Source organism: Microbulbifer sp. MCCC 1A16149 (genome assembly GCF_050368945.1).
Taxonomy (GTDB): domain Bacteria; phylum Pseudomonadota; class Gammaproteobacteria; order Pseudomonadales; family Cellvibrionaceae; genus Microbulbifer.
The window spans coordinates 2,462,156-2,474,740 of record NZ_CP185959.1 but is presented as its reverse complement, the minus strand read 5'-3'; the positions used below and the strand labels follow the sequence as shown (position 1 = coordinate 2,474,740).

General features: G+C 52.4%; 6 protein-coding genes and 1 pseudogene. 6 read left to right on the top strand and 1 reads right to left on the bottom strand.

Translation table 11 applies throughout. The features are described 5' to 3' along the window. Positions 1–301: 301 nt before the first annotated feature. Complete coding sequence (locus ACONT6_RS10505) at positions 302–2,989, top strand: TonB-dependent receptor (protein WP_428818480.1); 2,688 nt, start codon at positions 302–304, stop codon at positions 2,987–2,989. A gap of 66 nt (positions 2,990–3,055) precedes the next feature. On the opposite strand, the gene ACONT6_RS10500 is transcribed toward ACONT6_RS10505, so the two are convergent. After that, the gene (locus tag ACONT6_RS10500) at positions 3,056–4,639 is read right to left on the bottom strand and encodes a tryptophan halogenase family protein (protein ID WP_428818479.1); all 1,584 of its coding nucleotides are present in this window, start codon (positions 4,637–4,639) and stop codon (positions 3,056–3,058) included. A gap of 109 nt (positions 4,640–4,748) precedes the next feature. Between ACONT6_RS10500 and ACONT6_RS10495 the strand changes: the two genes are divergently transcribed. The 5 genes and pseudogenes from ACONT6_RS10495 to ACONT6_RS10475 all read left to right on the top strand — a co-directional run bounded on the left by ACONT6_RS10495 (position 4,749) and on the right by ACONT6_RS10475 (position 12,579). Then, the gene (locus ACONT6_RS10495; protein WP_428818478.1) at positions 4,749–6,323 is read left to right on the top strand and encodes a tryptophan halogenase family protein; all 1,575 of its coding nucleotides are present in this window, start codon (positions 4,749–4,751) and stop codon (positions 6,321–6,323) included. Positions 6,324–6,754: 431 nt separating this feature from the next. Next, the gene (locus tag ACONT6_RS10490; protein WP_428818477.1) at positions 6,755–9,790 is read left to right on the top strand and encodes a carboxypeptidase regulatory-like domain-containing protein; all 3,036 of its coding nucleotides are present in this window, start codon (positions 6,755–6,757) and stop codon (positions 9,788–9,790) included. A 213-nt stretch (positions 9,791–10,003) separates the two neighbouring features. Beyond that, a pseudogene (locus tag ACONT6_RS10485) lies at positions 10,004–10,687 on the top strand (SH3 domain-containing protein); the annotation flags it as partial. A 315-nt stretch (positions 10,688–11,002) separates the two neighbouring features. Beyond that, positions 11,003–11,473, top strand: coding sequence for a C40 family peptidase (locus ACONT6_RS10480; RefSeq protein WP_428821505.1), 471 nt, complete (start codon positions 11,003–11,005; stop codon positions 11,471–11,473). A gap of 11 nt (positions 11,474–11,484) precedes the next feature. Then, positions 11,485–12,579, top strand: coding sequence for a dipeptide epimerase (locus ACONT6_RS10475; protein ID WP_428818476.1), 1,095 nt, complete (start codon positions 11,485–11,487; stop codon positions 12,577–12,579). The last annotated feature ends 6 nt before the right edge of the window (positions 12,580–12,585 follow it).

The following is a 12,585-nucleotide window of genomic DNA, read 5'->3' as shown; positions in this document are numbered from 1 at the left end:
TCCCTGATTATTCTTCAGTCCAGCATAAGTTATTCAGCGTGGCGCATTAATGCTCCTCTAGGTTGAATCGTGCGTCATGTTGCTGCTTGCTTTGGGTATTCTACAAATAAAAAATTCCAATTGTGTGGTTTTTTTGGAATTTTCTAAGTAGTCTTGTTGCGCGCTTTCCGGAATGGAAGGCCATTGGATGTGAGGTATCTAGGCCTTTCTTGGATAAAAATGACAGCGATGTCAGTTTGGTCAGGTTGGGCGAAGGGAAGCTGATAAGCAAAATCCAACAAACGATAAAACGGAAAATACTATGAAATCCAATAACTTCCGTAAGAACCTGCTCGCACACGGTGTTGCATTGGCACTGGTAGGCGTTACAGCGCCGCTGGCATTTGCGCAAGAAGCCGAAAAGCAGGAAGAGAAGAAAGATGAAGTAGCGTCTCTCGAAGAGATTCAGGTCGTCGGCTTTCGTGCCGCATTGGAAAAGAGCGTCAATGTAAAGCGCTATGCCACTGTCGTGATGGACAGCATCAATGCCGAAGATATTGGCAAGTTCCCCGATAAAAACATCGGTGATGCGCTGATGCGTATTCCCGGCGTTGGTATTGAACGCCGCTTTGGTGAAGCAGACGGTGTGAGTATCCGCGGCCTCGATCCGGCATTGAGCTTGACCTACCTTAACGGCCAGTCGATTTCGACCGCGCAATGGTTTGAAGGATACCGCCCAACCCGCGGCTTCCGTTCCGATATGCTGGCCGCAGAGCTGGTTTCTTCTCTGGAAGTATACAAGTCGCCGCGCGCGGATCTCCCCGACGGCTCCATCGGTGGTGTGGTGAATATCAAGACTCGCCGTCCGCTAGAGATGGACGCCAATACCATGCACGGCTCCATGGAGTATCAGTACTCTGAGAATGCGGAGCGTTGGGATCCGGCGTTTTCCGGGCTTTACAGCTGGAAAACCGATGATGAAAAATTCGGCGTATTGATCAGTGCTAGTCATCAGGAACGCTTTACTACCTATGACGCCATGGAAAACTACTATGGCAGCGCCGCCGCGGCGAAAGATACCGACGGTTCCGGTGACTTCGACCAGGTCACCTGGGGGGCAGGACACGCTATTTTCCAGCAGCAGCGTGAACGTACGGCATATAATCTTACCGCCCAGTACCAACCAAACGAACAGCTGGACATCACTGCCAACTACCTCAACTTCTCGCTGTCTGCGGACAACGTGAACTCAAACTATCTGGTAGTACCCGGGCGTACGGCTGATATCCGCAATGTAACCGCTGTGGAAGATTTTCCCGCTGGTCAGGGCGTTCTGAGGCATGACTCTTACCTGAGTGATGTAACCGGCGAGTCCGGCAACGACTACTGGTTCGGTCCGGATACATTTTTCCGCAATACCAACCCGGAAGCCCAGGCACTTGATATCGATGTGAACTACAGCCACGAGCTGTTCGACGCACACGTACAGGTGGGCCACACCGAAGCTGAGGGCGATATCATCGTGATCGGTTACTCCGGCATGATCAATACCCAGACCATGGGTGCTGCCGGCCTCACCGGAGATGAGGTACTCACGCTGGACCTGACCGGGAACAAGCTCGGAGTGGAATTCGACGGGTTTGACCCGAGTAACCCCGCCAGCTATCCGTTGAGCATCCGCGAGAATAACCCGCACATTCAGGATGCGGACGAGGAAACTTACGCGCAATTCGATCTGACGGTACCAATGCAAAATGGTGGTATTGTCACCTCCGTGAAGACTGGCCTGAAGTATCAGGATCGCACCAACGAGCGTTCCCTGCATAATTTCACCGTGGATATCCCGGCCAGCCTCGCTACCGGTACCGCCACCTACGCGGATCTACCGGTAAACACCGGATGTGGCCAGTATCAGGAAACCGCGAAGAGCAACACCCTGACCTGTCTGCCAACTCTGGATCTGGATGGCATTCGCAGCCTCTCAGCGGATCTGACCCCGTCTAACACCCTGCAGCGTGAAAGCCTGGCGGACTTCTATCAGATCAACGAGCAGAAACTCGCGATTTATGGTATGGCCGAGTTTGAGTATGACAAGTTTGCCGGTAACTTCGGCGTACGCTATGTCGATTACGACCTCGAGTCTGTGGCGAACCAGGCAGACGCGCTGCGTGTGCCTACCAATAATGATTACAGTGAGTTCCTGCCCAGCCTGAACGTCACCTATGAAATCAATGAAGACGTGTTGGTGCGCGGTGCCGCGGCGCGTGTGATGTCTCTCCCCAACTATCAGGATCTGCGCAACACTTTCAGCTATAACAGCACCACGCGCACCGGTTCTGCGGGTAACCCCTACCTGGAGCCTTGGCTGGCAACCCAGTTTGATCTCGGTATCGAGTGGTATTTTGCGGAAGGTGCGCTCGCCAGTGCTACCTACTTCCGTAAAGATATCGACTCTTTCCTGTTCTCGATTTCCGAGATCGAGACGCATCAAATTATCGATGAAGACACTGGTGACTTCTTTACCGCTGACCTGGATATCTCTCGTACCCGTAATGGTGGCGAGGCAAACCTGCAGGGTATCGAGCTTCAGCTTCAGGCGGAACTGGGCTACGGCTTCGGCGTGACCACCAACTACACCTTCACTGACGCAGAAGTTGTAGACAACAATGGTCAGGATGGTCTGAATCTGCCGGGTAACTCAGAAGACATGTGGAACGTGACCACCTACTGGGAAAATGACCGTTACAGCGCACGTCTGATGGCAAACCATCGCGGTGAGTTCTTTAACGGATTCCGTATTGGCACTGCTTCTGAAACTGAGGCCTACACTTCCGTGGACGTTGCCTTCTCTGCTGAGGTAACTGAAAACGTGACCCTGAGCTTGCAGGGTGTCAATCTGACGGGTGAGCTGTACCGCACCAAAAACGCTCAGGATTCCTGGGATGGTCTGTTCCAGCTGATCAATGATGGCGGTACCCGCTGGTTCGTGAATGCGGCGGTTAAATTCTAAGCGCCAATCGCACTTTACGGCTAGCTAAAAAGAAACCGGCCAGAGGCCGGTTTCTTTTTATTTTTTCTAGCGATAATTCTGTATTCGCTGGAGGAGTACCCTGTTGGTGGGCAGCACATCGGATATCTCGCTGCTCAGCTGATGGATGCGCTGAAAGTTACGCCGTGCCTCTTCCAGGTGAGGTAGCTGGCCTGCGTTCCATTGATAGTCCGAGTGATACTCCATCCCGTACAGGATGAACTCATAGCTTTCCCGGACAAACGGCTCCAGCGAACTCGGCATATCGAACCTGCTTGGGGGGTAGTGTTTCCAGAATGCCAGCTGGGCTTTTAGCGTATCGGGGAGGGAGGACACCTCAGTATTGTCCAGCCAGAAATCGCTGTCTTTCCTGCGGGATAGGTAGTAATGCAGCTTGATAAAGTCGACAACGCGATGCCAGCGTTCGTTGAAAACAGCATTATATTTTTTTTCCAATGCTGACAGCTGTCCCAAATGCTGTGGAAACAGCTCCGTAAGCATGTTGCACGATGCCTCGATAAGGAATATGGCACTTGCCTCGAGCGGCTCTAGAAATGCTGCGGAGAGCCCCATGCCTACACAGTTTTTGTGGAACACTTTTTCCCGAAAGCCCAGGCGCAGATCAATATGGCGTGCCTCAAGATGATCGACAATGTCAGGTTGAGCAGGTGTGGCTTGTGACTGATTGAATGTCGCGCGGGCATAATTGCGCAGCGTATTCTCCGCTTCATCCGCGGTCGTGTGATTGGCGCTGTAAACATAGCCGGTACCACGTCTACTTTGCAGGCCGATATCCCAGATCCAGCCTGCCGATTGTGCGGTCGAGAGGGTAGGGCTGTTGATCGGTCCCTCGGCGTCGGCATAGGGGACCTGCATCGCGACTGCTTTGTTGACAAGCAGGGTATCGCTTACGCCGTGAAAGGGGATCTGATAGGTCTGGTCAAGAAGCAGACTGGTAAATCCGCTGCAGTCGATAAACAAGTCCCCGCAAATACTGTCGCCTTCCCTGGTTATGATGGAGTCAATGAATCCCGACTCAGATAACTGTGCGGACTGCACATGTGCCAGCAGGTGCGTTACTCCCAATTTTTCACCGGCGTGATTCCTCAGGAAAGTCGCAAATTTTCCGGCGTCAAGGTGGTAGGCGTAATTAAGAATCGCTTCGTACTGCGGGGTTTTCAGTGATTTTGGGGCGAGATGCTTTTGACATGCTGCGGGCTGTGGCGAAATAGCCTCCGCATAGGGTAGACCTAGCTGATACTGCAGGTGGTGCCAGTAAGGTCCCGGGGGAGTTGGCCACATTCCGCGTGGCAACTCGAATGAATGATAGTAGCTGGAATCTTCGCCATTTACGTTGGCGGTATGCCAATTGACAAACTGTGTCCCCTGTTTGAATGATGCATCGCAGGAGCGGATAAATTCAAATTCATCGATGCCGAGGTTTTTCAGTGTATTACGTATCGTCGGCCAGGTTCCTTCACCCACACCAATTGCGGGGGTGTCCGGTGATTCCACCAGGGTTACAGAGTACTCCTGATTTTTCAGCGGGGACAGATGACGGGCCAGGCTGGCCGCGGCCAGCCAACCGGCAGTACCACCTCCAACCACCACCACTTTTTTTATTGGTTTCATTTTAGCCCCCTACACCGGATTGTCGCGAAACTAATTCGGTGGTGTAATGAATTTATAAGAATTATTTCAGCAGTAGTACTGCCTCTATTCTGCCACTGAAAAATCTGTGGTGGAACTGCGCCAGCTAGCAATATACGTGAAGTGTCAGGGGGATCTTGTGGGGAAAAATTTTTCCGTACTGATTGTCGGCGGTGGAACCGCCGGGTGGATGGCAGCGAATCTGCTGGCGCATCGGTGGCGAGACTTTCCGGTCAACATTTCTCTGGTGGAATCCACTGAGATTGGCACCATCGGGGTCGGGGAGGGAAGTACTCCCTATCTCAAGTCCTTGTTCCGCGCGCTCGATATTCCTGAAAGCGAGTGGATGCCGGCCTGTGACGCAACCTACAAGTGTGGAATCCGGTTTCCGGGTTGGTCTACGACCCCGGGGTATGCTGCTTACTATCACCCGTTCTATTCCCCCCTCGATCGTGAAACCGGTGCGGAGTTTTTTTCACAGGCTGATATGCGTCGTCGAGGCATATTGGTGGACGCACAGCCAGATCATTTTTTCCATGCGCCTTATCTGTCGACTGCCGGCATGGCGCCAATTCCCAAGCGCCCACTACCCTTTGAGCTGGATTACGCTTATCACTTTGATGCGGGACTTCTCGGCAGGTTTTTGAAGTCCAAGGCGATGCAGGCCGGTGTTAGGTATCGTCAGGCCACCATCGATCGGGTCAGGCTGCGCGAGCGAGGGCAGGGTGATGTAGTGATTGACAGTTTGACGACAGCGAGCGGCGAAGCTATCGCCGCTGACTTCTTTATCGACTGCACAGGCTTTCGCAGCAGTTTGTTGTCAGAACTGCCTGAGTATCAGTTCTCTTCGTATGAAAAGACGCTACTCAACAACGCTGCCGTCGCCCTGCAGATGCCGGGAGACAGTCAGGTACCCCTGAAATCAGAAACCGTATCTGAGGCATTAACTCACGGCTGGATGTGGAACATTCCTCTGCAAAGCCGCACCGGCTTTGGTTATGTCTACGGCGATGCCTTTATAAGTCCGGAAGCGGCCGAACAGGAGTTGCGTAAGCGAACCGGCGCACCTGATGGTATTTCGTGTCGACACCTGAAAATGCAGGTAGGCCGCATAGAGCAGCACTGGTCCTCAAACTGCCTGGGTGTCGGACTGTCACAGGGATTTATCGAGCCGCTCGAGGCGACAGCCCTGATGCTCGTTCAGTTCACCATCGAGCGATTTTCTCTGGCGTTCGATCCTGTTAATCCGCACGCATCGGGCGAGAATCAGCGCAGTGCGTTCAATCACAACATCAATACAATGTTCGACGGTGTGCTGGACTATGTTGTTGCGCACTATTTCCTGAATACACGGAATGATACGGAGTACTGGCGTGCCGCGCGCCACGACATTGCCGTGCCCGAACGGTTACAGAGGCTGGTGGACTGCTGGGATCGCGGAGACGACTTTGTTGAGTATCTAAAGAAGGCAGGTGCCGATAAGATCTACTCGCATGCGAGCTGGTATTGCCTGCTCGCGGGAATGGGACGGTTTCCGAAGGGCGGTGCCGTCGGTGGTGGCCTTGAGTCCCAACAATTGCTCCGCGATGTCCAGTCATTCTGCGGCGGCAATGTGGCCCGTTTTGAATCACATCGTCGCTATCTGGAGCGTCTTGCCGCGAACTGAAAATTCCCCGTCTTGCCTGACCGCTCCCACTGAGTGGCGCCTAATTCATTACCGTGAGCTGCGGTAGCGTCTACTAAATTATTCCTTTTGAGTAATCTTTAACCATGCTGGGCTCCAGGCCCAGTTCCCCGGCTGTTGATTAACATGCCCACGCTAACTGCCTAAGCTGTCTTTTGGTCTATTTGAAGAAATTTCGTTGAATTTTTTATGATTTTGCTCTCGCACAGAGGGAATTTTTTTCGCAGAATGGCCTTGGAATATCTTATTCCTTGCGTTGGGTGCTAAAGATATATTTTATCGGTTTGACCGATAGATGCTACTGACTGAGAACCAATAACTACGCACTACCGCCGGCGCTGATGGGAAGTTGAGAATAGTGATCAACTCTTTCCCTATGGGGACAAACACAATAAATGCCTGGGAGGCCATCCATGTTCCAGAAAACGAAATTGAGCTCCTCGCTCCAGACAGCAACCTCAACAACACTTACACGTTCTGCGGCCGCTGTAGCAGGCGTGTTGTTTTCCATGTCTGTTGCTGCTCAGCAATCCGGAAGTATCGAGGGTACGGTCTATCTCGATGAAAATGTCGAAGCGGCCGGTGTAACCATTACGGCGACCAGCCCGGTAATGCCGAAGAGCAGAACCGTGCAAACAGGCGAAGGTGGTGATTTCAGAATGCCGGCATTGATTCCCGGTACTTACACTCTGACATTGACCACGGAAGATGGTATTACACGGACAGTTAAAACCCGGGTTCTGTTGGATCAGCGCTCGAATGTCTCCGTGGTGATGGCGCCTGACGTCCAAGACGCTAACTTGGAAGAAGTAGAGGTTACCGGACAATTGATTCAGGTTGGCGGCGAAGCGACTCTTTCTAATGCTTTGGGAGCAGATGTTGTTAAGGGCGTACCAACAGGGAACAACTACCGGGATATGATGAAGCTAATTCCTGGAGTGCAGTTTCACCAGAATAGCGTGCGTGGTGCGAGTGCAGGTGGTAGTGGCCAGGACAACGTTTACGCATTTGATGGTGTAAATATTACGCTGCCAATGTTCGGTACCCTGGATGCTGAACCGTCGAACCACGATATTGAAATGGTATCGGTTGAGCGTGGTGGAGCCAACGCGGTCGGATTCAACCGCTCCGGTGGTTTTTCCGTAGACTCCAAGTCTAAATCGGGTACCAATGAGTTTCAGGCCGGCTTCGAACATAAAATAATGCCGAAAAACTTTGTCGGTAAAACTGATAAAGGTGTAAAAGCAACAACGGATAATAGCTGGACGACCATTTATGCAAGTGGTCCACTTATAGAAGACCAGTTGTTTTTCTATGGTTCGTACTTTGGTCCACGCTCAGAGCGAGAGAATAAAGAAACTACTTATGGTGACGTTAAGGACTACCTGAGTGAGCGCGATGAATACTTCGGTAAGCTGACATGGGCCGTTACCGACGATATCATGCTGAATAGTAGCTATCGTACTTCCGAGCGTATCGGTGAGGGTGTTTCCATTGAATGGAACGAGTCCGATGATGTGTCGCGAGGCGAATTCAAAGAGTTGGAAGTTTTCACCTTGGACGGTTCATGGGTGATTAATGACAGTACCGTTTTCACCGCACAGTACACCAGCTTTGCTACCGAAGGTGGTGAGCAGGCCGACCGTATGCTCGGGGTCCAGCCCAGTTTGGCCGGAGGGCTTGATGTAGCTAATCTCGGCGATATGGGTTACGTCGTCGTTCCAGGGGTAGTAGAAGGGGAAGATGAGTACAATGCATTTGTTCAGCCGATTATCGATCAATACGGTTACCTGAATGATCAGGGTGAGATTACCGGCGGCGGTGGAGTTGGCGCCTACTACCAGGTAGAAGCGGCGGGTTACTACCGCAAGGCTTTTGAAATGTCGCTGGACCACACTCTGGTGTGGGGAGACACTTCCCATGAGTTGCATGCCGGCTTTATGTGGGAAGAGGGGGAGGAAGAGCTTTCCCGCCTGTCCAATGGCTGGGGTACAGTCAGTGTCAACGGAGGTCTGGATACACTTGATAGCCTTTCTCTCGATCCGGATAACTTTGTAAGTAGCGCAGATCTTTCTCAGCAGGTCTATTACTCTGCCCGAATTCAGCAAATGAGCCTGGGCCTCGATGGCAACCCGGTATCTCCCATCAACTCATTTACCGAGTCTTACAATTTCGAGGTAAATGACAAAATTGATTGGAACGACTTTACCTTTAATGTCGGCTTCCTGATTAGTGAGGACATCCTTTACGGAGAGGGCCTGCGCGAAGCTAATAACTTCTCGGGTTTCGTTGAAGATTCCGGTAACAAGTACGAAATGTACCGCGTGGACTGGAAAGATATGATCCAGCCGCGTTTGGGTGTGACCTGGCGTTACAACGATGTCGAAGATACGGTCTTTGCAAATTACGCGCGTTATAACCCTTCTACCAGTTCATTGGCGCGAGCTGCCTCTTGGGCTCGTAACACTCGTCGCGACTTGAATGTCTACTTTGATGAGAGTGGTAATGCTTTAGCTTACCAGCCGGCAGCGGGTTCCAGTGGTAAGGTGTTCGAGAAGGATATGGATCCGCGGTATATGGATGAAATTACCATCGGTACCACCCGCAATGTTATGCAGGGACTAAACGTGCGTGCACACGTTCGATACCGTGAGAATGATAATTTCTGGGAGGATACACCTTACTACACGCCTTCCGGCTGGTACTTTAATGATCCTGACCGGATTCCGGATAGTGTTTCCAACCAGGAGTTCTATGCGTACAGTGCCGAGGAAATGTCGCGAATTCGGGAAGAGTTGCCTTCAACGTCTTCTTACGTGATTGCTCAGATTGATGGCGCCTATACTAAGTACTGGGAAGCTAGTTTGGAGGCTGAGTGGTACGGGGACCGGACCTATCTGAATGCTTCCTATGTGCGTAGTCGCTACTCTGGCAACTTCGATCAGGACAACACCACGGTCAATAACGATCAGGCAACCTTTATCGGATCCTCCAACCTGATGGACTGGGAAACTCTCAATATCTGGGACAATCGCGAAGGTACCCTGAGTGGAGACCGGCCACATATTTTCAAGGCATTCGGTTACTATACGACCGATTGGCAGGCGAATGTGGGCGCCTACCTGATCTATCAGTCTGGTCAGCCTTGGCAGATTCAGGATGGTACCATTTACGGGTACTCACCAACTCGTGGTAATGATACGGGCGCCTATGGTGAAAAGGCCGGTGTACGACGCACTGATGCTCACTGGCAGCTGGACTTGAACTACACCCAGAGCTTCGACGTGTTTAATGACTACACCCTTAAAGTTCGAGCAGATTTGTTCAATGTGTTTGATCGTCAGACCGGCTTTAATGTTGAGCAGCGTTTGCGTGCAGACGATTTTGGTAAGGCGCAAAGTTTCTTTAACTCTCGTCGCCTGCAATTGTCTTTCGGTGTGGACTTTTAATTGGTAGAAGTTTTCTCATAGTCTCCTGATAGTCTGAAACTTGCCCCGGCTTTGCCGGGGCTTTTTTGTCAATGACTCTCAAGTGTGGAGAAAATCCGGGAGAAACTAGAAAATTATTTTTATAGTTATTTTTTGAATAATTTATTCGTTTTTGGCTATGGGTTTGCAGTAAGATATGCGGGTGCCAAATAAAATAACTGATCTTGTCTAGATATGGATTATGCATTGGGTTTTTTACCAGATCTGAAGCGCGGCTCTCGTACCTGGATTGCGAGCATACTGTGTATCACAGTCGTGTCGTGTGGAAACGCGCATGATGAAGGGGTGGTCGCTTCTACCGAAAAAAATGACGTCCGGGCGATTGCAACGCAGTCATCCACCTTCCAGACAGATGTCCCGGGCCTACGTGAAGAAATGTTAGGGTTGGAGTTTTGGACGCGACGCATCCAATCAGATGTTCGCCGTATGCAGCCTGCTGAGATTCAGGCATTCAATCAGAAAAACCTTTCCACAGATCAGTATCTCCATCATCTCGACCGCTTACCGGACACCATGACGCAAGCGGACGTTCTTGCGTTGATCGACCAGGTGAGCCGTCCGGCCTCTTCACCGCGTTACTTTACCGACGGGCGTCAGCTTTCCGACAGCGACTATGCGGGGTTTGAAGCGAAAGTGCAGCGGTCCGCTCTGGCCGAAGAGATAGCTGTCCGCTGGGGAGTGGTCGTTGAGCGCGCAAGTATGCGCAGCTACCCGACGGACACGCGGGTCGTGAAGCACCCGCAAGACTATGATCTGGACCGTTTCCAGGAAACGGGTGTGTTTCCCGGCCAGCGCCTCGCCATTTTGCATGAAAGCACTGACGGTGAGTGGTGGTTTGCTGTGAACTATCACTATGCAGCCTGGCTGCCAAAGCGGGCAGTGGCGGTAGGCGAGCGCAGCGAAATTGACCAGTGGTACAAATCCTCTCCGAGGTTGACGGTCACCGGGTCGCAGGTAAGAACCAATTACAATCCGGTAGATCGCCGTACCTCCGAAGTTGTTCTGGATATGGGGGTATCGCTGCCGTTGATGAGTGCGGCGGATGTGGGGCATAACGTGAATGGTCAGAACCCGCAGGCCAGCTACATCGTGGCATTGCCGGTGCGCAATGCCGAGGGGGGGCTGGAGTTCGAGCCCACTTTGATAGGGCGCGGCCAGGACGTTACTCCCAGGATGCTTGAGTATCGCCCGTCACTTGTGCTCCAGCAGGCATTCAAGTTCCTCGGTGAGCGTTATGGCTGGGGGCACGATTATAACGGGCGTGATTGCACCGGATTCGTGGGCGAGGTGTATAAATCCTTCGGTATCCTGATGCCGCGGAATTCGGGGCAGCAGGGCAAAAGTGACTTCGCACCGACCAAGCGGTTTGCGCCGGAAGACCACGCAGCGCGAGTGGAGGCGCTTTCTGCGCTTCAGGTCGGGGATCTGATTTACATTCCCGGGCACGTCATGATGTATATCGGTGAGGTCGATGGTGAGCCTTATGTGATCCATGACGTTACCGGGCTCAGCTATTACCAGAGTGACGAATCTCTGTATCGGGGCACGCTTTCTGGCGTTTCCATTACACCGCTTAGCCCAATGCGGCTCAGCAAAGAAAAAAGCTATATCGATGGCATCTATGCCATAAAAACCATTATCTAATTGGTGCTGCCATGAAAATCGTAGACGTAAAGCTGGGCATGCTGCGGGTTCCTCTGGTAACCCCGTTCAAAACTGCATTGAGAACCGTAGATGCGGTAGAGGATGTGGTGGTGATGCTGGAGACCGATACGGGGCATGTCGGTTACGGCAATGCCCCGGCTACCGCGGTGATTACCGGTGATACCCACGGCTCGGTGATCGAGGCCGTGCGCACGGTGTTTACCCCGTTGCTGTTGGAGCGCGACGTGGCAGACCTGAACCGCCTTACTCGCCAGATTCAGGGGGCGATGATCAATAACACCAGCGCCAAGGCGGCAGTGGAAATTGCCTTGTTTGACCTGTTTGCGCAGAGCTATAAAACACCCCTCTACCGAATTCTCGGCGGTGGTGAAAACAGCCTGACCACCGATATCACCATCAGTGTCGACTATATCGAGAAGATGGTCGCTGATGCGGAAAGTGCGGTGGAGAGAGGCTTCGAGATTCTGAAGCTCAAGGTCGGTAAAGATATTGGCCTGGATATTGAGCGGATCAGGGCCGTCTACGCGGCGGTAAAAGGGCGCGCATTGCTGCGCCTGGATGCGAACCAGGGCTGGAGCCCGAAGCAGGCGGTGCTCGCCATTCGTGGCCTGGAAGAGGCGGGGGTGCTGCTTGAGCTCGTGGAGCAGCCGGTCAAGGCGAACAATCTTGAGGGGATGCGCTATATCGCAGAGCGTGTCAGGACGCCGATTATGGCGGATGAAAGCGTTTTCGGTCCGCAGGAAGTGATGAAGGTCATTGACCAGCGGGCAGCAGACATTATCAATATCAAATTGATGAAGACCGGCGGCATTTCCAATGCACTGAAAATCGCCGATATCGCGGATCTGCACGACGTGGAATGTATGGTGGGTTGCATGCTGGAGACGAGCATCGGTGTTTCTGCAGCGGCACATGTGGCGGCCGCCAAGGCGCCGGTAGTGTCCAAATTGGACCTGGATGTGCCGTCCCTGTGCAAATTTGACCCCGTGGTCGGTGGCGCGTCCTACAAGGATGCGGATATCATTCTGAATGAAACCCCGGGACTCGGTATTGAAAAAATCGAGGGCTTGCAGCTGCTGGCCTGATGGCCA